The organism is Pseudomonas sp. FFUP_PS_473 (assembly GCF_002858665.1).
In the GTDB taxonomy this organism is placed as follows: domain Bacteria; phylum Pseudomonadota; class Gammaproteobacteria; order Pseudomonadales; family Pseudomonadaceae; genus Aquipseudomonas; species Aquipseudomonas defluvii.
The window spans coordinates 1-21,387 of sequence record NZ_PJQQ01000017.1; the positions used below are offsets into that span (position 1 = coordinate 1).

14 protein-coding genes and 1 pseudogene are annotated in these 21,387 nt (G+C 55.5%); 1 reads left to right on the top strand and 14 read right to left on the bottom strand.

Annotated features, from left to right (window positions below):
• Positions 1-57: 57 nt before the first annotated feature.
• The 6 genes and pseudogenes from CYD26_RS25115 to CYD26_RS13460 form a co-directional block, all read right to left on the bottom strand.
• Positions 58-336 carry a hypothetical protein gene (locus CYD26_RS25115; RefSeq protein WP_158240128.1) on the bottom strand — a complete coding sequence of 93 codons (279 nt, stop codon included), beginning with the start codon at positions 334-336 and terminating at the stop codon, positions 58-60.
• A 6-nt stretch (positions 337-342) separates the two neighbouring features.
• Positions 343-1,611, bottom strand: coding sequence for a site-specific integrase (locus tag CYD26_RS13440; RefSeq protein WP_102052810.1), 1,269 nt, complete (start codon positions 1,609-1,611; stop codon positions 343-345).
• 70 nt (positions 1,612-1,681) lie between these two features.
• Positions 1,682-1,885 (bottom strand): annotated as a pseudogene (locus tag CYD26_RS13445) (IS21 family transposase); the annotation flags it as partial.
• 62 nt (positions 1,886-1,947) lie between these two features.
• Positions 1,948-2,250 carry a hypothetical protein gene (locus CYD26_RS13450; protein ID WP_102052812.1) on the bottom strand — a complete coding sequence of 101 codons (303 nt, stop codon included), beginning with the start codon at positions 2,248-2,250 and terminating at the stop codon, positions 1,948-1,950.
• Positions 2,251-2,340: 90 nt separating this feature from the next.
• Positions 2,341-3,741: a DEAD/DEAH box helicase gene (locus tag CYD26_RS13455; RefSeq protein ID WP_102052813.1), complete on the bottom strand. Its 1,401-nt coding sequence runs from the start codon at positions 3,739-3,741 to the stop codon at positions 2,341-2,343.
• A complete protein-coding gene (locus CYD26_RS13460; RefSeq protein WP_102052814.1) occupies positions 3,738-4,328 on the bottom strand; it encodes a hypothetical protein in 591 nt (196 codons plus the stop codon). The genes CYD26_RS13455 and CYD26_RS13460 overlap by 4 nt, the downstream gene beginning before the upstream one ends.
• Before the next feature lie 103 nt (positions 4,329-4,431).
• Here CYD26_RS13460 and CYD26_RS13465 point away from each other — a divergent pair, with 103 nt between their 5' ends.
• Positions 4,432-4,653 carry a helix-turn-helix domain-containing protein gene (locus CYD26_RS13465; protein ID WP_099169446.1) on the top strand — a complete coding sequence of 74 codons (222 nt, stop codon included), beginning with the start codon at positions 4,432-4,434 and terminating at the stop codon, positions 4,651-4,653.
• Between the two features lie 132 nt (positions 4,654-4,785).
• On the opposite strand, the gene CYD26_RS13470 is transcribed toward CYD26_RS13465, so the two are convergent.
• The 8 genes from CYD26_RS13470 to CYD26_RS13505 are packed head-to-tail and all read right to left on the bottom strand — an operon-like array spanning position 4,786 to position 21,179.
• Entirely contained in the window at positions 4,786-5,556 is a 771-nt protein-coding gene (locus CYD26_RS13470) for an HNH endonuclease (protein WP_102052815.1), read from the bottom strand.
• Entirely contained in the window at positions 5,553-6,254 is a 702-nt protein-coding gene (locus tag CYD26_RS13475) for an RNA ligase family protein (RefSeq protein ID WP_102052816.1), read from the bottom strand. Before CYD26_RS13475 ends, CYD26_RS13470 begins: the two co-directional genes overlap by 4 nt.
• Complete coding sequence (locus tag CYD26_RS13480) at positions 6,251-6,787, bottom strand: hypothetical protein (RefSeq protein ID WP_145991792.1); 537 nt, start codon at positions 6,785-6,787, stop codon at positions 6,251-6,253. Before CYD26_RS13480 ends, CYD26_RS13475 begins: the two co-directional genes overlap by 4 nt.
• Entirely contained in the window at positions 6,774-8,120 is a 1,347-nt protein-coding gene (locus tag CYD26_RS13485; RefSeq protein WP_102052818.1) for a DUF3696 domain-containing protein, read from the bottom strand. Before CYD26_RS13485 ends, CYD26_RS13480 begins: the two co-directional genes overlap by 14 nt.
• Positions 8,120-12,193, bottom strand: a complete 4,074-nt coding sequence (locus CYD26_RS13490) for an Eco57I restriction-modification methylase domain-containing protein (RefSeq protein ID WP_102052819.1) — start codon at positions 12,191-12,193, stop codon at positions 8,120-8,122. Before CYD26_RS13490 ends, CYD26_RS13485 begins: the two co-directional genes overlap by 1 nt.
• Positions 12,194-12,217: 24 nt before the next feature.
• On the bottom strand, positions 12,218-15,001 hold the full coding sequence (locus CYD26_RS13495; RefSeq protein WP_102052820.1) for a helicase-related protein: 2,784 nt from the start codon (positions 14,999-15,001) through the stop codon (positions 12,218-12,220).
• Entirely contained in the window at positions 14,998-20,283 is a 5,286-nt protein-coding gene (locus CYD26_RS13500) for a DEAD/DEAH box helicase (protein WP_102052821.1), read from the bottom strand. Before CYD26_RS13500 ends, CYD26_RS13495 begins: the two co-directional genes overlap by 4 nt.
• Positions 20,280-21,179 carry a WYL domain-containing protein gene (locus tag CYD26_RS13505; RefSeq protein WP_099169454.1) on the bottom strand — a complete coding sequence of 300 codons (900 nt, stop codon included), beginning with the start codon at positions 21,177-21,179 and terminating at the stop codon, positions 20,280-20,282. Before CYD26_RS13505 ends, CYD26_RS13500 begins: the two co-directional genes overlap by 4 nt.
• Between the last annotated feature and the right edge of the window lie 208 nt (positions 21,180-21,387).

Sequence of the window (21,387 nt, forward strand, 5' to 3'; positions counted from 1 at the left end):
CTGAGTTCGGTATAAGACATAGGGGCAGCACCGTACCGGAAAGGTCAGGTGTTGCACTCAGTTTTTGCCGCCGCCCTCTTTTATGCGCTTTTTCGCCGTAGCTTGACTGTGCCCACTAACTAGACCTACGGATATGACATTATGAATGCTTTTGACAAGCTCTATTCTTTCAAAAATTGGCTCACCCAACTGACCTTTTATTTCTAAATCCAAAAACTCGCGCACAGGTAAATCACTGCAACCAAAATATAACAAACTATTCAAGTTCCATGGTGTTTCATGCCTACCAAGTGTAACCTGCGGGAATTTTAGATCAGGAAGCTGATAATCACTCACCCGCACTTACTCCTGAAAAATATCTATGCCAGAAAAGGCCCTGGTAAATTCATTTGCCACTTCCGCCTTTACTTTGCTCTGCCTGATAAATCTTATGTATCTAAAAGTTGTACTTTCATTCTTATGCAACATCGCATCTCGCACGAAAGCGACTGCAGTAATAGGATCCCCTACACGAAGAGCTATTGTTGTAAGCCATGTACCAAACGTTGCGCGCGTTTGGTGAAAGTGGAAGTTCGCCATGAAGTTCAGCCCATCCTTTACGGCTTTTCGCCTGAGATCAGCCATTAGACGATTGATAGCGGGGCTTTTTCCTAAAACTCTATCGCTATACGCATGACCAAACCGAGTTAGAAAAACGAGGTCTTTATTCTCTTGATCCGCCTTCGCTTCTCTATGAAGCCGCTGAACGCTATAAATGTATGCTTTGATCGTATTGAGCAACTGTTCAGGTATGAGTATCTGTCCATTAACACTGAACTTAGTTGGCACCGGAGGATTTGCAGCCGGCCCGACAGACAGGCGAAAGATTCCTCTTGCACAGGGATCCTCAACGGCATTCAAGATGGTCTTTACACGTAGCCCCGCAAGCGTTTGAATACGTGCTCCGGTAAAAAACCCCAAACTCAGCAAAAGGTTTAGTTCGCTACTTGTATTTTTAGCCGTGTATGCAAGGAGCTCCTGCATATGCACTTCAGAGACTGGCTGTAGTCCATCCTCAAGCCGCTCGGCATGCCTGGTTCGATTCGATATGGATAGATTTGTGCTCACCATGGATATGGTGCGCTCAAAACCAACCTGGTTAAAAGTACGCAACACTACCGACTTATCTTCCCACATTGGCGACGATTTGCTAATAAGTCCGTTGGCTGCGGCATATCGATAAAAGCGGATTGTTGCAGCCATACGCTGCGAGGCCGTAGAGGAAGATATTTCATCTCCACGGGCTTTTACCAACGCCCCACGCCAACGAACTAAGCATCGGTCCTCTTCTCGTTGCGGGAAATGCCGCCAGTCGATTTCCTCAGCCTCAAGAAAATGGGCATACGCAAGTAGATGCCGTAAGTTGGCCTGAATGGTCTTTAGATCAACTCCCTTGGCTGTCGCACGCTCGCGTGCCCATACATTTGCCTCTCTCCAGGGAGTTCCGTCACGCCAGAATACTTGTGGAAGCCCTAATAGAGTACGACCTCCTCGCACACGCTGCCAAACAACACTGCCTCCCGCTACTTCAGCGCGGTGAGGTGTGTATGTAATGTACTCAAGCGTTGCCATTCTGCTATCACTCCCATGGCTACTGCATACAACAGCGCGTTACTGCCGAGCCGATAACACCTTTGTCGCAGAGCAATTCCTCAAGATAGTCCATATCTGCGTAGCCGCGCACATGCGAGCCTAGCCAATCCGGCAACTAATGCGACCAGGTGGTCTCGGCGAAGGTGTAGCGGGAGGCACCGAGCACCGCGACGAGTACCTGCGCCTGACGGATCTCGCCGCTTTGGAGGTCGATCACGGTCACCGTCTGGCCGGCGTAGTCGACGAACAGTTTCCCTACCTCAATAGCAAGCGCTTCGACCTGCTCAAGGCGCTCAGCAACCCCTGATTCAGACATCAGCTCTTTCCCCAGTAGTTTCCCTTGCTGACTAAGCCAAAATCCTCTGAGGAAAATGGCTGATCATCATCGAACATACCATTGACCATGCGCTCCCGACGCAACCCACTCAGCACCCTGAAAAAGCAGGGCTCGCAGAGATGCACCTGGTAGTGCTCGCCGTCATGCTGCGAGCCATATCCCCAATGGGCTTCAAGCTTGCCGTGTTGGAGGCCATAGCCGGGAATACGTGTGCCAGAGCGGCACACGTCGCAGATCACATCCTCAACGACATCGACCAATGCCTGCGACTTAATCTCCATACGCACCTCTCGACTACGTTCCAGGCAGCAACGGCCTGCTATGGATTCATCCACACCGGTATCGTGTGATCAGCTTCGACTGGGTGAGCATCAAAAACAAGCCAGTAGCTGCTGCCGGTAATGCTGGGAAAAGCTGACCTGGTAAGCGGGCTCAATTGCAAAGCCACCCAGCGAAATAATGTTCGTAGCCTGCGACCCAGTACCAGGTTCTGCACTACCCAACCCTGCATCTCCGATACTTTCTGCATGCTCCAAAGCCCCCACCGGGTCTGGCCGGGAGCCTGGGGTTAAACCTGCCATATGAGCATCGCTTAAAACAGCCAGATCATCCGGTAAGTCATCCGCAATTCGCTCCGCAAAGCCTTGAAGCGTTGGCTCCGCCAACATGAATAGCCATGCCTGGTCGTCGGACTCACCTGTGCGCCGCAGCACTCGCCCCAGCACTTGCCGGTAATGCAGTTCGGTGCGGATACGGCTGAGGTAGCAGCACACTTGTAGGCGCGGGATGTCGGTGCCTTCGCTGATCATTCCGACAGCCACAATCCAGCGGCAGGTGCTGCCGCGGAATGCATTGATCACCTGCTGCGCATCCGGGGTTTTGTTCGTCACGATGCGGCACTCTTCACCCATGGCTTCCAGTGCGAGTGCAATTTGCTGAGCGTGTTCAATATCGGTGGCCACCACCAAACCGGCGGCATCAGGTTTGACCTGGCGTAGCTCGTTCAGCTTGCTGCAGCCAAGATCAAGGATTGGATTGATCACCTCATCATGGCGCAGCAGTTCTTCATAGGTGACAGGCGACTCACCCAACAGTTTGGCGATGCTGGGAAACATCCTCACGGAGCTATCCGCACCCAGTTCCTCAGTCAGTTTCACCTTCTGATTGTCGAGCAGAACAATGCGAGGGGATCGGCACACGCCGTCGGCAATGGCGTCTTTCAAGCCATAACGGTAATCACAAATCAAATGCCCCTCAGGCGAAGAGTAGCGCGCCAATACTATGGCCTGATCGTCCGAACGCCAGGGCGTGCCAGAAAGGGCCAGAGTGAAGGCAGCCCGATCCTGTATCCGATGCAGTATCTGCTGCCCCCAGGCATTGCTGAGCAGCGGATCGTGGCCGGCGCAATGGTGGATCTCATCGAAGACCACGAACACCCGGTAGTCATCAAGCAGCTGCCAGAATCCCTCATCACGGTATTCCATAGCCTGATAGGTATAAGCCGCGCCCACGGCACCTATCTGGCCGTCGAGACGCCTGCCTAGCACAGCCGCAAAGGTCGAACGAAAACCCTCCACGACCTGGCAGGACGGCGCAAAGCACAGCACCAAATCGATTCTGTCCTGTTCAATCAGTCGGCTGGCCAGTTCAGCAGCCATGCGCGTCTTTCCGGCTCCCGGCGTTGCTTGGCAGAAGAAGTGCGGCGTGACGGTGAAGTGCTCCAACGCCCTGGTGATGCAGCTGTTCTGCCAGCTGCGTAGCGAGCTGCTCATCGTGGCGCAGCGAGCGTTTTAAGGGTCTTTTCGATGGCGCGCAGATGACCCAAGAGGCGAGAACTGCGATCCCTGGCTTCCAGGTAATCGCCTTCAAGCTTGTCCCGTAAATGCGGCATTTCGTCCAGAAGCAGTTTGAATCGCTCGGCCTCGCCCATTGAAGTGAGAAAGTCCAAGCGGATTTCCTTGTGGAGCGCTTCCAACTGCAAATCCGTATTGGCTGACGACTTAAGCGGCAAAGCTTCCACATCGCGTACCGCTGTGCCTGCCTCGGGCACTCCGGCAGCCATCAGGCTGTTCTCAAAACCGTTGTCGATGAGTTCGAGTTGCAGATGTGTCGGAATCGGCTGCAAGTGGTAGACCTGCCCTCGAACACGGCGGTCCTCGTCCGGTGAAACCCAGCCCGCGCGCACTAATCGGCGAATCTGTTCATACACATAGCGGCGCACATCGGCGATACGGAATTGTGTGCCACTCAAGCGAGCGGCATAGGCATCGCGCAGTTCGCGGGTCGTAAACGATGTACGTCCTGGCTCCTGAAGCAGCTCATACAGACGCCTGTCGAAGATAAACGAGGCCGATTTCATTGAGGCACCAGAAGAATTAACGCAAAGAAATGCGGATTATAATCCGTGGCCTGTACATCCGCAAACGCACGATAGTGCCGCCTCAAGTTGAATTGAGACGGTCATGGATAAGTTGGCGAAAGCGTTAGGGGAACGCATCCGAGTGCAGAGGAAGGCCTGCCGGATTTCCCAGGATGCACTGGCGCTAGCATGCAATATCGACCGAAGCTACATAGGGCGGATCGAGCGAGGCGAGGTCAACATCACTGTCGAGAAGCTGTACCGCATCGCCGGTGTTCTGGCTTGCAATCCGGCATCACTTTTGCCTCATGTTGATGAGCCATAACTTTGGGGGACCGGTTTATGTGGACCGGTGAAAGCTTGTGCTCGAACGCCGGAACGTTTCGAGCTTGTACCGCACCGCATAAGATTTTCGAACCTACAGTCATGAGAAGGATCTCTGAGTGAACGTATCCCCCTACAGCAATCTGACGCGGTGAAGTGCCAGATAGGGTTGATGCAGCGCATTGATCCAACGCAGCTTCATTCCTGGTCTAATGCCAAGGGGCAGCAAATCCATCTCTGCCAATGTTGGTGCAATCACCAGAGCACCCTGGTTATCAAAACTGATCAGAAAACGGTCAAACAAGGCATCCAGATTGGCGCTGAGTAGAAAACCGTTGAACACGTCAAGGCGCTCGGCATCAGACTCACACTCCGCCCACGGCTTTGCATGGCTGGCGCGCAGCACCTCCGGGATCGCAACACCCGTCACTGCACACGCGCCGCCCCAGTAGTCCAGCATCGCATCTCGGAACTTGTTTTGGCCCACACGTTGGCGCACTAGGCGCTCGACCTCAGTACCGATAATGCCTGCGGGGAGTACCGCTAGCTCGGCAGCTGCTGCCTGCTGGTAGTCAGTCGCGGCTTGGCTGGGTAGCGCGCGGGAAAGACTGGCTGCACGGCGCAGAAAGGCCGCTAGAGCGGCCTCTGTCATCAGGGCAAACACTCCTGATTCCGCATAAGCCTCAGGAAAGCTACGCAGCAATTCCGGCAGCAAGGCGGGAGTTGCCGCCTGAAACTGCACTTGATAGACACCACTCGCCAAGCCAACTAACGCAACAGAAGGATGGCGTGCCGAAGCCAGAGCCACAGCCGCAGCCGCAGCCTTAGTTTCAGAAGCCACTACATGCTCGAAGCCGTTGTCGTTACCGGCCTTTTCAATAAGGGTGCGTTGGAGCGGATTCATTCAGGTGTCCCAGTCGAATAATCAACGCGGTTCCACTCAATTGCTCGCTTTCGCCAGTGAGTGTCGATGGCCTGGGTAAAGTCCGGGCGGACCAGCTTGGCGCGTGCTTCGCACCACTCGGGTGATTCGCGGCGAATGACTACGCCTTCCAATGCACCAGTGCGGTAGCTGCTGGGGGTGGCGGTGACTAGTTGCCTCAGTGCAGAAACTGTCGTGGTGCCTTGCAGCACCAACGGAACCGTCACCAAACCAGCAGCATTGGCCACTGCATTGCGCCTCTGCGTACTCCAGAAGCGACTTGCACTGCGGTCATACACATCAAACAGCAGGAACCAGTCAGGAAGAGCGGCGTAGTCCAGGGAATGGCGCGCGGCGCACCACTCGCCAAAGAGGATAAGGTTTGGCTTGAGTGCAGCACGTAAGCCTTCCCCGTGTTGCGTCAGCCAGGCAGGCATACGTGCGAACTGACCGGCGTGGGGTTCATCCAGGTATTGCCCCCGGTTTTGGGCGCGCAGGCTGCCGTCTGGTGCGAGTGATATCCCCACATTTGCGCCATCCAGCTTTTCTTCGACCACCACATTGCCGGCGAGCAGTGCTGACACCTCAGTAGGTGACAACACCTTGTCATCGCGCGGAGCACCTTCGCCCAGCCAAGCAAGGTGCGGCGTGTGGGGGAAGCGGAAGAAGTCGACCGTCATCCAGCAGCAATCCTTGAGGTGTACCAGTTATCAGGCAACAGCTTGTGGAAGCAAAGACCTATCGCTTTCAGTTGCTCTTCTGATACAAACCAGTCTGTCTCTGCTCCGTAAACAATCGGCGGCACTTGATCGAAAAGGATCTGCGCAGCCAGCGCACATGCAACCCATTTGCGATCCTCCCGATCCGTCACCAACGCTTCATGGGCAGGATCAAGCACTGCAATGTGCTCGCCGTTGGCTAGAAGCGAGTTGATGGGCACATAGTCCGCCAGATTTCTATCCAGCTTGTATTGCAAAACTTGCATGCCGTATTCCTGCTCGTGCATGTTGAATGGCATGTTTCGTTCGTACTCGTCCAGCACCAGCCCTTCTTCATCCAGCACAATGCGCCGATCAGACTGGTCAAAGTCAGAGAGCCACTTATAAATCATTTCGCGCAGCTCAATCTCCTGCGGCATGGCCCTTACTGCCAGATTCGAGAACTCGGAAACGGCACTGGATGCCAGCATTACATTGGTATCAACCAGGTACATTGCCATCCCTCGCTCTCAACTCCTTCGCACGCTGAATGGCCAAGGCCGTTTGCTCTCGCGTCTCCCCCAGCGCATCGCCAAAGAAACCCTCCGGCCAGTTTTTCACGCGGCCGAAATCATCCAGCTCCAGCGGCCGCATACGCGCGGCTTTGCCTTCGCGTTCGACGAAATACATAGCCGCGTCAGTGGTAGTGATCTGCTGCCTAGCAATTAGCGTTTGCATCCGTCGGAACAGATGTTCGGAGTGGGTTTCGACGATGAACTGGACGTTTCGCTCTTTGCTCACCTGCGCCAGCAGTTCGGCCAACTTACTTTGCGCCAGTGGGTGCAAGTGGCTTTCCGGCTCCTCGACGATGACGATGTGGCCCGGTTGTGCAAATAGTGCAGCGACGATGACGGGCAGAACCTGCGAAACGCCCACCCCAACATCTTTAAGATTGCTGGCTTGGCCGTCGTTCTCAATCAACAATTCATAGCGTGCAGAACTGCCCAGGGCGCGAATGGAAATATCATCAGCTAGATTCATCTCCCTTAGCCAATAAAGCACATACGCGAACAGCATCCCTTCGGCAGGCATGGCCTGCTTGCGTTTCTTGGCCAATTGACAAGCCACGCCGCTGGCGATCAAGGCATCCACTGCCTTGGCCCCATCGTCGCCGATGTGTGCGGGCATACGGCCAGCCCAAACATAGTCGCGTTGCGCCAAGCGGCGAACCGGGCCGAGATAAATGATGCGACCCAACTCATCCAGCAGTGCAGGGCCAGTGAGACGGATTGGTTCAGCGCGTTCACCCAGCCTGTTCAAGGTTGCAGCTGAAAACGCGAAGGAGCGTTCAGGACGGAAGTCAGCGCTTTGCCGCAAGGAATTCCGCTCGCCAGCAATCTGCAATCGATATACTCCGCGCTTACGGCGCTGCACTGTAAAACCTTGGTTGTCCGTTCCGATACGCAGATACTCCAGCTCCGCGCTGCCTGCCATACCTTGCCGATAGCGAGCGGAAAACAAATTGGAATCCGTCGCTGCGACAGATTCACTCCAGCGAAACTCAATCCCCACCTGCGGCGTCAACGTGCCCTCAATGGCTGCGCCATGGCGGCAGAGCACATCCTTGAACTGCCCAAGCGTGACCGAATCATCCGCATCAGGGTTGCCCAGATTCAGATCCAGATTGGGGTCGTCGCCTTTTACCGTTTGGCGGATCAGCAGCAGACTCTGAATCAGGCTGGACTTGCCGGAAGAGTTGGTGCCGAGCAGCAGCGTAATCGGTGCCAATCGAATGGGACCCGTGCTGCGCCAGATTTTGAAGTTTTCCAATTTCAGATGCGTCAGCATCAGTACAACTCCCCGTGCTCCAGTTTGTCCCACGCCTCCAGCACCAACCGTTGGGTGCGGTATTCCCCAAATTCGCGCTCTTCATTCCGTTTAAGAACTGCAAAAGTTTCCGAAGGGTATCCATTATCCATTACATCAGAAGGATCGAGGATAAAGCGCAGTTCATCGCGAGTTATGCCGTAGGCTCTGGCATACCATGCATCAAGTTCGGCTCGTATTTGCGAACGTCTACCTTGGTCAAAGGAAAACGGTTCTCCACTGTAACCGAGATCTTGAGCCCAGGGTGAGAGGTCGTAGGTAGTATAGGTGAGCGTTAACACACGAGGAACAATAAAGGCGAGGTCTGTCTCGTTATATCGTTCTGGCTCCAAAAACGGCAGTTGCTTGAATGTAAAAAAATTAAGGTTTAAACCCCCAAGTTTTTGTCGAGTAACATAATCTAAAATCAATGACCCCATGTTTGCCTGGAAACATGCGTACAGGCGCTTGTCTTTGCACTGCATTAATAGTGGAAAGAAAATACTATCGCCAGCACCAGACCAAGGTATTACAGTCGCAATTAATGTGCGAGCACTAGCTCGCGAATCAGTTACTCGTCTCCATGCAAAAAACCACTCTCTATCCCATCCCAAACTTTTAGCTTTTTCACGTACTTCAGACTCAGGGATCCAGTAATATGGAGTGGTTAAATAGTCTTTTCTTTTGAGCCTGTCGTCAGGTATGCGAGGAAGAATGTGCGCTCTTTCATGATTGGAGTCGGAGAAGTCACCATGTCTATGGTTATAGATATGGATCATCTTTGATTCATATAATGGAATGTATTTATCATCGCCTTTTGAAAATTTATTCCCGACCCTCTCGAATCCACTTGATACTAGCTCGGCGTGCGTTTTGAATAGATGGCTGTCAGTTGCCATGTTGTGAGTTCCTTGGGAGAAGCGAGCTCTCCAAGGGTTATTCTCCTGGCTTCCAGACATCTCCTCGCGAACAAGTACTGGAACATTTCCATATATTTTTTTCGTCAGATCGGCATCATATCGCGACTGGAATATCGGGCAGGTAAGCGTGTTTGGATTTACCTGCTTAATATCTTCAGGGCTAAGCTTAAAAATACGATTGGGATCCTGCAGGTGTTCAAGTTTTTTTCCTTGGAATAAATAACGCGCCTCGTCAATTTTTTCTGACGCCCCTGTTATTGTTGTCAGTGCAAAGCGCAGCATGTGGCCTTGGCCTGCCCCCAAAAAAAAGCCCTCATTTTCAAATTCAAAAAAGCTATCAAGTGACTTTTTGAAAACAAGATCTCCGAAGAATGCCTTTGTAGAGTTATCTGTGGCCAATCCTGAAGGCACAATAAAGCCAGCGCGTGCATGAGGTGCCATTATTTGTCGGATGGTTTCGGAGAACAGTGCATAAGTATTAACGCGCCCCACTCCGGTAAGTGGGTAACGCCCGCCTTCTGCCTCATTTACATGGGCAAAAGTACTTGTGGCCTCAAAAGATCTTCTCGATACAGTGAATTCTCGGAAAAGCCGTTGTTCGGCAGCGCACTCGTGGGGGGCGTGTTCAACTTGTGGAAACAGGTGTTTCGCCAGCATGCCTTCGGCTAGCCACTGGATACGCTGGCTGCGTTCTGCTTTATTTTTGGCATCGGCAACTAGAGGGTTTCGGGAGGCAAAGAATTCCTCCTCTTTCAGCTCTACATGCTCCCAAGGCGGATTTCCCATTACGCAGTCAAATCCACCACTGGCAAAGACCTGCGGAAAAGCCAAGGGCCAGTGCAGTACGCGAGCCTGCGCGCACGCGCTTTGAGCAGCAACGAGTGCGCCTTCTTGTGTCATAGGTAACACATCGCCACGCAGGGTGAGGTAAAGCGTGGCGCTGGTTGGAATATCGTCTTGCGACGAAGCTAGTTTGGGCAACAGATAGGCACCCACCAGCAAGTCGGCAGCATGCGCCAGGCGGCTGTTTTTGGCTTGCTCCAGAAAAGCCCGGTAGGCAGCCTCCTTGGTGGCGATCTGCCGGGTGGTGTTTTCCGGCAGGGCTTCCAGTGCTTGCAGTTGGCTGAGGCCACTGCCCGTGGAGCTGGCAACGTCGAGCTGGCCAAAAGCCCGGGCGTTGCGCTGCTTTTCCAGGCTTTTGAGGGCTGCGGCGTTTGTCTTGGCGAGTAGTTTGCATACGTCCTTGTCATCGCCGGAGAGCGGCTTGAAGGCATCTTTGGCAATGCCCAGCTCCAGCGCCTTGAGGTCGGTGAGCCCCAGCAGCGCATCGCCCACTTGCAGGTGGTGATCGAGGAAGCCCAGCGGCCTGCCTTCTTCAAAGCCTTCCAGCCACAGGGCGGTGCGGGCTAGTTCGATGGCCATTGGGTTACGGTCCACACCAAAAATACAGCGGCTCACCACTTCACGCAGCGCGTGGCGGAAGTCCTGTTCGGTTTGTTCACTGCCTTCGTTACTGAGGGTGGCACGCAGTTGGGCTAGCTTTTCGGCAAGGCGGCGGGCGGCGGCCAGCAGGAAGTGGCCGCTGCCGCAGGCGGGGTCAATTACGCGGATGGATAGCAGCGCCTCGATAGGCTCTTTGGGCTGGGCGGCAATTCGCTGCTCTATTACGGGGTCGAGCGCCGACTTGATCAGCTCCTGCACCAGCGAGTCCGGTGTGTAGTAGCTGCCACTAAGCTTGCGGGCGTTACCCGCCGTGCTGCCCTCGCTGGTCAAGCCGACAAAGCCGAACTGGCGTGCAGGCAGGTCAACTTCCGGGACCAGTTCGAGCAGGCTTTCATACACGCTGCCCAACTCTTCCGGGCCCATGTTGCGGTAGTCCACGGGCGCCAACAGCCCCTTATGGCTAGCCCAGCGCAGGTTTTGCATGGCGGCCAGTAGGTGGGCGTTGTCGAGGCTAGCGGCATCCAGTGTCGGGCACTGGCTGGTGGCGAACAGACCGCCCAGCGCCGGCAGGGCCAGGCGCGGTTCGCCTTCGCTCAAGCCCTTGAAGACGATACGTAGCGCCTGCCAGTGGTCATCAAAGCGGTTGCGGGCGCGGCGCTTGAGGCATAGCTCGCGCAGGCGGCCCATGGCGTAACCCTCGGCATAGGCGCGGCGCTCGACCTGGGCAGCGCTGCCGTCGTCATTGCTGTCATTTTTGGGGTGCAGCAAGCCGCGCTCTTCGACGCTAAACAAAAAGATCAGCCGATAGATCAGGCGGAGCAGTTGTTGAAAGTAGGCATCCTTGGTCAGTTCGCCGTTGTGCAGAGCTTGGCGCAAGGCATCGTTAGCCGGGTGCTGGATAAAGCCTGTGCCCAGGGTGAGCAAGGCGTCGGTTACCCCTAAGCGCAGGCCATCGCGGACTCGGGTGCCTTCCTCCTGACCTGCAGCGCGCCATTTTTCCCAGATGCATTCGGTGGGCTTGCCCGCTGCGCGGGTGGCATGCAGCAGGCGCCAGACATTGGCGAACTCGGCATACCGCTGGCCACCCAAAAGATCGGCCAGGTCAATTTCGACAAAGCTGGGGCGAGTCAATGTGGCGGCATCGCGCAAGAGGCGCAGGGTTTTGCCGTTGCAGGCTATGGCCCAGAGATGATCGGAGCTTGCGTTGAGCAGCTCTTGCGCCAGCATGAAGGCTGACTTTTTGCGGCTGCCGGAGCCAACTACGGCAAAGCGTGTATCGGGCTCATGCAAGGCCAGGGTGTGCGGTGCAACCACCACAGGTACGCTTCCTGCGAGGAGGCTGATCGGGTAATGACGTTCCTCCAGAGTGATGCCGGAACAGGCTTGCAGTTGAGTGAAGCCGAGTACATCGCGCAGCAGCTCTTGCACAAAGGTATGGGTGAGCGCAGCGGCGTCCACATCGGCACGTTCCAATTGAGCTGCGAAGTGCTTCCACTGGGCGCAGGCGATCTGGAAGGCGCGGCTGTAGTCGTCCTTGAGTTTGAGGCCCTTGGGTGTGCCGTAATCGGCTTCGGTTTGCCACTGGGCGCTGCCGAACGCAGCCTTTTCCAGTTGATCCGGCAGAAATAGCCCGCCTTCCAGCGTGAGCGTGGGCAGATTTAGCGCTGCTTGGGTTTTACGCAGTTTTCTCATGTTCTTATCCCTGGTGGCCGCCCGTTACAGTGAGTCAGGCAGCAGCACGTACACGCCCATCACATCCACTGGTAGGCAGGCGCTAACGCTGTACTGCCCGACATCGCGGGCCGCCTCACGCACTCGCTGGTGGTCGGCCAGCAGCATTTCAGCGCGTTGCTCGGCGAGCGTTTGCAGTTGTTGCGGGTGTGCGGCGATAAAGTCGAGAGCGGTGCGGATTTCGCGCTGCACGGCTTCCAGCGGCAGGTTGCCACTGGGCGTGCACTCCAGCAGGCGCGCCACCGTATCGCCCTCTAACCATTGCGGATTGCTGCGCCCCGCCACGGCCAGGGCAACGGTTTCTTCTGCCATCATCTGGAACGGCTGACGACGGCGCACATAGCCCAATTGATGGCGCAGGCGCAGCAGATAAATGGTGGTTACCACCTCCACGGCATCGGTCAGTGTGGCGGCACAGCGTGCAGCAATGCCTGCCTCTCCGCTCAGGCTGGTCTCCAGCAGGTGTTCTGCCAACACACTAACGAGCGGGTGGCTGCGGTGCAGCTCATTGAAGTCAATTAGCACCGGTTTGCTTATGCCTTCATCGGCCAGGCGCAGCTTGAGTGCTTCAGGTAGATGCTGCGGCAGAAAGCGAAACTGCTGTTTACGCGTCGGCACCAGCGGCGCATTGAGGCGGGTGCAGGCACTTTGTACAAAACGCTGAACATCGGCTTGGGTGCCAAGTGCTTCTTGCTGTTTTTGCCACTCGGGCAGCACTTCATCAGGGCGGATACGGCGCTGGGCGAAGACGGTGCGATTGGCCTTGGCTTTTTCCAGCGCGTCCTGCCATTGCGCCTGCAACGGAGCAAGGATGCGCTCGGGCTCGCCAAAGTCAAAGCTAGCTTGAGGCGATGACTTGTGGCTATCACTGCGCTTCATCAGCGCTGCCTTGACCAAGGCTTGATTGATACGGGCCTCGTCTTCCGGCATAGGCACTAGTACGCCCAGCTCTTTTTGGATGGTTTCGCCCTTGCGCAAAATCACGTTCAGTACAAAACCATCGACAGGGTTGTCTTGCCCCCAGAGCATCGTGCAGCGCACCTCTTCCGACTGCTGGCCAAAACGATCAACGCGGCCTTCACGTTGCTCGTGTCGAGTTGGGTTCCAAGCCAGATCGTAGTGAACTACGGCAGTGAACAGGTGCTGGAGATTGATGCCCTCGGACAGGCAGTCGGTTGCGACCAGAATGCGCGGTTCGCCTTCTTCCATGGCATCAACACGCTCATGCCGCTCTTCCGGCGTGTATTCCCCAGTTACGGATTCGACCGTGGCCTTGGGAAAGGCTTTGCGCAGGTGTTCTGCTACATAGTGAGCGGTGGCGATATAGCGGCAGAACACTACGGTGTGGTAACCGTCTTTAGCCAGTGCCTCGATATGCCGTATCAGAGAGGCAAGCTTTGGGTCTCCCGCCTTACCGGAAAGGCGCTCGGCTTCCTGGATAAGACCCTGCAGCCTGCCGGTTTCTGCAAGTTGTGCGGGCGGCTCCAAGTCACTGCCGTCGAGGTTATCGGCCTTGCCATCGTGCAGACGTTCGTCGGCTAGTAGGTCGTCTGTTGCAAGAGTACCTTCCAGTCGGGTGGAGAGTGCTTTGACCGCAGCAGCTGGTGAGGAGGCGACGCAACGCAACAGCGCGAGCGTGGCGTACCAGATCAGGCGTCCATGGCCCTCGCCCTGCTGCTCAATGGTTTCAGCCAGCTCACGGCAATAATCCTGAACCGAATCAAAGAACTTCCCCCAATCGCCACTGAGCTGGTAGGTCACTTCGGTTTTCATGCGGCGGGGAAAACCGCGACCATCGCCAGTCTCGGCCTGCCATTCGGCGATGTCCTTGCGACGGCGCTGAACAAAGTGCCGGGCTAACTCCTGCCGCAAGGGGTCATTGGCGGAAGTACGGTTTTGTAGGGCAACAAAGCGCGGATCGAGCAGCGAAAGTAGGTTGTAAAACGCTGCTTCATCGCCCGAGTGGGGGGTTGCGGTGAGCATAATCAGGTGCCGATTTTCATCCTTCACCAGACGCTGCAACAGCTCAAAACGCAGCTGTTTTCCCGCACCACTGCTCGCGCAGGTATGCGCTTCGTCAACAATGACGCACTCTGGTGCAATTGCCAGAAAGTGTTCGCGATGGCGCTCGCTCTTGATGTAATCGAGGCTAACCACCACCACGGGATAGTGATCGAATAAGCTGACGCCATGGGGAATGTCGCGTTCAATACGGGAGGCCGATGCCGAGGTCAGCGCGCTAGCTTGCAAATTGAAGCGGGTTTCCAGCTCGCTTTGCCATTGCTCTACCAAGTGCGGGGGGCATAGGACAGCTAAGCGGGCGATCTCACCTCGGTCCATCAATTCACGGGCAATCAGTCCGGCTTCAATGGTTTTACCGATACCTACGTCGTCCGCAATCAACAGGCGCACTGTGGTTAGACGAAGCGCCATCAATAAGGGGACTAGCTGGTAGCCACGTGGCTCAACCGCAATATTGCCAAAAGAACGGAACGGACCGCCGCCGGACCGCAGCTTGAGGCGCAAGGCATCACGCAGCAGTAGTGCCGCCGCGTGATTGCCAGCCTGCTCAGGCTGTGGCCAGGGGAAGATGGCAGGTTCAACCGGCTGCAGTTCAAGCTCCGGAATCAGTGCAATGGTGTCGTCGTCCGCGCCACCGAGAGGACGTAGGCGCAGCCAGTCACGGCGTGATTCGCTTTGCACTACCCATTCGCGGCCACGGGCACGAACTAGGTTGCCGGGCATGAAGTCGTGTTCAAGCTGGGTCATTGTGTTTTCTCATGGTTGCCGAACACATCGGGATGAGCTGCAAGCTGCACTTGCCATTGCGATGGATCGGAAAAATTCAGCACTTGCCAGCCTTTGTCTGCCATTAAGGCCGCAGTGTCGGCGTCAATGTCTTCAAGAAACACCAGGGCGCGGACTGACTTGTATTGGCCGGCGGCTATGGCCGCGCCTTGATTAACGGGCACCTGCATGGCATCCGGTTGGCGTAAGCCTGCAGCATCCAAAGCCTGCAACCACTGCTTGAGGAGAGCGTTGGCTGGTGCGCTTTCTTGAGTTAGCGGTAGATCTTGCTTGGGTTGGACTTCGGCATTTGCCAGCGCCACCAAAACTTTGAGCGCATCGGCATTGCGGCGATTGATGTTCTCGTGGTCGGGCTGGTTGAAGTAGGACAGTAGGCATTGGTAGCAGCCTGCTTCACAGATGTGGTTACCCAGCGCATTGGTTTGCTCCAGCGCGGGCAAATCTTCCAGTTTCCACGGGCCTAGCGGTACAGCGTGATGCAGTAACTTGAGGGCGTTACTGGCGACCTGCGCCAGGCTGGCTGGGTCACTGGCAATACGGGTCAGCACACCCGCCCCCCCTTCAGCCGCCTCGTAGAACATCAATGCCCGGCGCTCGTCCGCCTTGGGTAACGGTTCGGCCACGAGTTCGGATTCTTCGATCTGGAAGGTCATTTCGATGCCGCGCTTGAGTGCTGCCTGCAAGGTCGCCATAGCCTCCGTCGATAAGGCATGCACGGGAGCCAGAATCAGCAGATTGCGGTGGTCCTCGACGAAGGGAACGATGCGCTGATTGGGCACCTTGTCGAGCAGGGCCTCGTCCTTACCTTCCTCATCATTGGCCCCCGGCTCGTCCTGTTTGCTCCAAGTGCCGGTGATGGGGTTGATGTAAAAGCCCAGTTGCTCCTTGTTTTTGCGCCTACGCCAGCCACGGTTAATGCGCCATAAGCGGGCGGCAGGCGCATAGGTCAACTCAGCTAAGGCTTCGTCGTCGAGCCTGACATCGGCCTTACGCTGCTGGATGACTCCATCCGGCCCGGGCAGGAATCGGTAGGTGGTTTGCAGCTCAAACCCTTGACGTTGGCGATCCTCATCATTGATAGAGATGCGTTCGACAGCGACCGTTTCCACGGTTTCAATGCGGTACAGTTCGCGCACCCAGTCGTGTTCGGTCAGCAGGGCATCACAGTTTTCACAGCGATTGACCAAAGGCTGCGTGCCGTTGATATCGCCCAAATGACCGTAACCGCATTGACTGCAGACCAGCGAGGTGATGGTGGCGAGCTGGCTGTTGCCGGAAATGTGATCGGCCGAACCCACGTTAAGTTTGGCGCGCACTACGCGGTACATACGACCCTGGTGATAAATCAGACTGCGCGGGCCGAACTCTGATAAGGCCAGGAAGCGCGGACGGCTCACCATGCTGCCCTCGTCGTCCTTGCCATTCGCGGAGGCTCCCCCGCGTGCAGGAATCCAGGCCATTAAGGGCAGCCGAGGAAAGTTATAGCCGGGCAGGAAACCCTGGCTGGCCAGATAACGATACGTGTAGAAATCCGAGTTCTGCGTGTTGCCATTCTTTAGCAACACAGCGTACTGCCGGGCCGCATCGCCGTAGCGGCGCTGAGCGTTCTGACGCTCACTATGTGATGCCGTATGGCTTTTAACGATTTGGTCGGCCATGTTCATTTGCGTGCGGGTGGCATCAAACAAGACGCGCCAGCGCTCCAGTGCATCGGAAAATGCCTGGGGCGCACGCTCAATAACCTTCTGTACATAATCGGCTGAAAACCAGTCGCTATCGGCCAGTTCGTTCTTCAGCTGGGCAATTACGCGGGCTGCACTGGCTTGGGCGCGCTGTGTCACAGCAGGGTCATTAAGGGCATCGTGGTAGGACTTGATCAGCGGCTTGCCGGCCTGATCAAGGTCGAGCATGGGGGCGATGCTGACATCGAGGGCAATGTGGGCGTTTGCCAGCCATACCGCCTGCAAATGGCTCTCGACCAGATCGCGATTTGCCAGATCCAGCGTGGGTGCACGAACGATGCCATGGACCATTTCGTTGGCATGATGAAAAAACCATTGGTCATGGGGGCTCAACGAAGCGCAGTAGGTAATGACCAGTGCTTGCTGCCCAGATCGCCCGGCCCGGCCGCTGCGCTGCGCGTAATTGGCAGGGGTCGGCGGAACATTGCGCAGGTACACGGTATTCAGTGAGGAAATGTCGACGCCAAGCTCCATGGTCGGCGAACAGAACATGACCGGGAGACGTTCCAGAGGGGCCTCGTGCGCCGGATTTTGTGCCCAGTCCTTACGGTCCTTGTCGGTGTAGCGGAAACGCTGCTCCAGCAACTGGCGCCGCCCGGCATCCACTTGGGCCGTGTGCTCCTGCGCCTCGAAATCAAACAGCGGATGGCTTTTCTGACGCAGTAATTCCGAGATGCTCAGATAAAGTGTGCGAAAGAACTGATTGGAACGGGTGTCCCCCGCCTGCAGGAAACCCTCTGGCAAACACCAATCCAGCGCGGCGGCATTCAGCCGCCAACCAATTAGATGTTGATCAATCGAATGCTTCTGGACATAGCCGTAAAGTGCTGCTGCTTGCAGCAGTTCCTCTACCAGTTCGACCCACTCAGGGTCTTTCCAGATAGCGACCAACCCGGCAAGCGCTGTATCTTTCCATAAGGCAGCGGTTTTGATGTCACGCAGCATGCGCGAGCGAGGCCCACCGGTCACCAGATCCGTTCTCGGCTTGCCCTTAAATTCCGGCCGCTTGCTGAGAATCAGGTATTTGGATGTTTCCAACTGCTCATCGGGAGCAAACGCCCAGCGCTCGTTAAGGTAGGCGAAAGCACTGGTTCGGGCCTTGTCTTGCTCTACCGGATCAAGATAGCGAGTCTCAAGACACAGCCCGCGACGCATTGTGTCGAAAATAAGCTGACACAAGACTGCCCGATGCGCGGCAGTCAATTTCCCCAACAGGCTACTTTTGCTAAAGGCAGCAGAGTCGGCACAAAAATCATCCAGGCTGCGATAACTAATGGCCAGCAAACCCAGTTGATCCAGGTTCGGATTGTTGAATCGCCAGCCGCGACGCAGATCACGCAGCAAGCGGTAGCCGATGATGTAGCGCAGAGTGCGCTGCGCTTCTTGCCGAGCCAGACCCATCAGCTTGGGTGTGCGCAGGTACTCAGTCAGAGTGGCTTCATCCAGCCGATCAAATCCGAGTGCCTTGAATACGGCATCTGCCAACTGTTCTTCGCTAAGCTCACCGCCGCTGTTCTGTAGCGCGCCAATCAGACCTGCGCGCAATGTCAGCAGAAAAACGAAATCGTTGAAATGACCTGCTTGTAATGCTGCGTCCTGACGGTTGTCGGTAAAGCCGAGCAGCTTGCGTGGATCAGGTTGCCCGCTTTCCGGCTCTTTTTCGTTAAAGAGCTGGCGCAGTGCTGTCAGGGTCAGAATCGTCGTAGCAGACGAGCGCCCCTCACCAGAAAGACTGGCCAGCCGATTGATGTCTTTACCGTGTGCCTCATGCAATTGGCCGCAATTCAGGCAGAAGCGGAATTTGCCCGGGATGTACCAAAACGACTCGCCACACCCCTCATTTCCCTGTGGGTTAACGGTCACGCTGTAAGGCACGGATTTCTTGTAATTTTGTTTGATTTTGATTTGATCGCGACTTAAATCCAGCCACGTTTCTGGAAGATCTTCAATATCGCCACGGTATGGAAGATTGGAGCCCGCTGGGCACAGAAATCCGTAAAAGACGTCTTCGTTATCGTCTGTTGTGATGTCATCGATTTCACGGGGCGTGAAACTCGCCTGCGTCTGCTTTGATTGCCAAACTGGCAGATACTCTTGGCCGCAATCTCGGCAAAAGTGCACGGGATAGAGCTGTGTACCCTCTCCCTGGCGGCCTGGTGCGAAACGCTGAGCATCCAGAGTGACATAACGAATCCCAGGGGCCTCAAGGGTAGTCAGGACCTTACCAGGGCCACTGATGAATTGGTGAAGCTTGAACGCGAATGGTGGCCGCCCTTGTGGCGTTTTGATTTCATGTGCGGCCACGAGAAAGCGCTGCAGACCATCGCGCGCTACATCTACTGCACAACCTGAATCGCCCGCCAACTTTTCACTGGCTGCCTGGATGGTCATCGGCTTTGCCCGGCGCGGTGGCTCGTTGTCAGGTAGCTCAATGCCAAGATTTAACTCGACCCAAATGGATAGTGGATCGACCTGAAATGCTTCAAAGTTGCTCCACGAAAATTCAGGACTAGCTACCGCGGCAGCCAAATCAGGCTGAACGGCCGTGACATCTTTCAGTGGGTCGGTCACGCGCTCCAGCGTTTCACCGATGATCTCTTGCTCACTGATAGGTGTGCCAAATAACTTGCTGGCAACTGCCGCCACTGTCTTGTTGCGATCTGCCAGGGTTCCGGTGCTGGACATGGTCGCGGACGTGCCGATGCAGACAAGTTCATCTGCCTGCAAACGCTCCCGCAACCGACGCACAAGCAATGCCACGTCCGCACCTTGACGCCCACGGTACGTGTGAAGCTCGTCGAGAATCAGGAATTCCAGCCCTTGGCAGTGATCCACCACGCGGCGATCCACTTCGTCAAAGCGAGTTAGGATCAGCTCCAGCATCATGAAGTTAGTTAGCAGGATGTCAGGCGGGTTGCCTGCAATCACATCCCTTTCTGCTTTTGACTCTTGCCCGGTATAACGTGCAACCGTGAAGGGCTGTTGTCCCTCCGGATAGCCATGAAGGAATTTGTCTAGCTCTTCAAGCTGACTATTCGCCAGGGCGTTCATTGGATAGATAACGATGGCGCGGGTTCGTGCGGTTGTTCCTTGGTCTTTTGCTTTCAAAATCCGGTCAATGACCGGAATGAAGAAGGACAGCGATTTCCCGGAGCCAGTGCCTGTTGTAACGACATAGCTCTGCTTTCCTTGCCCCTTAGCCAGCGCTTGCAACTGATGCGCATATAGGTGCAGTGGCTGCGGATGTCCCTCTGCTTTGCCAACCTGAAAAAGCTCGGCACAAGCGCCATGCAACACGCCCTCTGCGACCAACTGCTGCACCGTGCCTTTGCGTTGGTAGTTTGGGTTGATTTGGACGAGAGGCTCTGGCCAATAGCGGCCATCGGCATATTGCCGTTCAACTTCATCCCTGATATCGGATGCTGCGATTCGGGAAAAGCTTCGGGAAAACGAGCTGTATTCGTCGATAAGCTGATCGCGAAAGCCAAATACATCATTCATTTATTCTTTCCTTCCCTTGGAAGCGTGTAGCCGGGAGCTAATACAGCATTCTCGACGCCATACAGCGATAGGTTGTCCTTCAGCCAAAGCCGATATTGATGTCCTTGCAAGCTATGGTCTGACGAAGCGTCGACGCTCCATCGCAAAAGCATGTAGCCAGCAATCGCCGCGCGGACACGAATCCGAATCGATTCGCCTGCCATCGCGTAGTCCATTCGAATGATCTCGGGGCGTTCCAAGCGTGGGTGCGGTACAAGCTCTAGCTCCAGAATCCGAGTCCACTGAATGTCGTGGTCTTGGCGTTCTCCCGCTTTCGCTTCTTCATCTAATAACTTTGGGGCTTGAATCCGCGTTACGGCAAAGTCACGGAATTCGTTGCTCTTCCGGTCAAAGGCACGAATGTGCCAGCGCAGTCCTGTATCGACGAGCGCAAAAGGCACAATTACGCGTTCGGATTCTCCACTGCTCATAGAGTGGTAGCGGATGGATACCGGGCACTTTAGGTGGATAGCCCGACAGATTGGCGCAAGGATCTCTATGCGAGGGCAACTTAAGATAGCCGGAGTTTCGCAGGGAAGTAGCGGCTTTGATTCGCCATTCACACCATCGTCAAATCCGAGTGAAAGTGCTGACAAAACTCGCGGCTGAGCATGCTCAAACAAGGGTACAAACGCTTTACCCGTCCGGTAGATCTTGTTACTCCCATCGAACTCGATGTTCTGTGGCGCAATTTCTCGATACAGGGCCAAGTCTCTTGTGGCACCCGCTGGAGCAACTCCGAAGCGGTTCGCCAAGTCAGGCCGCCCGATCTCTCCCATGAAGTAGAGGCGAAAGTCGATATAGGCCAAACGTTCTCGTTGGGTATGGCTCAAATGATCGACACGCTGAGTGTGCATAGTCAAAGGCTCACCATATGCACGGGAGCGACCACAAGGTAGTAAGGTTCGCCCACATACTCATTATCACCCTATTAATATAATCAATATGATCACATCATGATGTGAGAGGTGTAGCAGCGCAAGTAATTGCTTCTCTAGCTTGCGACGGAAGTTGAGCTCCCGCTTTCTCTGTTAGCGGCTTTCTTTGTGCCCGGATTTTCGAAAG

Excerpts from the sequence above, each read along its gene's own strand:
- CYD26_RS13455 (WP_102052813.1), bottom strand. The coding sequence starts at position 3,741 with ATGAGCAGCTCGCTACGCAGCTGGCAGAACAGCTGCATCACCAGGGCG.
- CYD26_RS13495 (WP_102052820.1), bottom strand. The coding sequence starts at position 15,001 with ATGACCCAGCTTGAACACGACTTCATGCCCGGCAACCTAGTTCGTGCC.
- CYD26_RS13440 (WP_102052810.1), bottom strand. The coding sequence starts at position 1,611 with ATGGCAACGCTTGAGTACATTACATACACACCTCACCGCGCTGAAGTA.
- CYD26_RS13505 (WP_099169454.1), bottom strand. The coding sequence starts at position 21,179 with ATGCACACTCAGCGTGTCGATCATTTGAGCCATACCCAACGAGAACGT.
- CYD26_RS13450 (WP_102052812.1), bottom strand. The coding sequence starts at position 2,250 with ATGGAGATTAAGTCGCAGGCATTGGTCGATGTCGTTGAGGATGTGATC.
- CYD26_RS13500 (WP_102052821.1), bottom strand. The coding sequence starts at position 20,283 with ATGAATGATGTATTTGGCTTTCGCGATCAGCTTATCGACGAATACAGC.
- CYD26_RS13465 (WP_099169446.1), top strand. The coding sequence starts at position 4,432 with ATGGATAAGTTGGCGAAAGCGTTAGGGGAACGCATCCGAGTGCAGAGG.
- CYD26_RS13460 (WP_102052814.1), bottom strand. The coding sequence starts at position 4,328 with ATGAAATCGGCCTCGTTTATCTTCGACAGGCGTCTGTATGAGCTGCTT.
- CYD26_RS13485 (WP_102052818.1), bottom strand. The coding sequence starts at position 8,120 with ATGCTGACGCATCTGAAATTGGAAAACTTCAAAATCTGGCGCAGCACG.
- CYD26_RS13475 (WP_102052816.1), bottom strand. The coding sequence starts at position 6,254 with ATGACGGTCGACTTCTTCCGCTTCCCCCACACGCCGCACCTTGCTTGG.
- CYD26_RS13490 (WP_102052819.1), bottom strand. The coding sequence starts at position 12,193 with ATGAGAAAACTGCGTAAAACCCAAGCAGCGCTAAATCTGCCCACGCTC.
- CYD26_RS13480 (WP_145991792.1), bottom strand. The coding sequence starts at position 6,787 with ATGTACCTGGTTGATACCAATGTAATGCTGGCATCCAGTGCCGTTTCC.
- CYD26_RS13470 (WP_102052815.1), bottom strand. The coding sequence starts at position 5,556 with ATGAATCCGCTCCAACGCACCCTTATTGAAAAGGCCGGTAACGACAAC.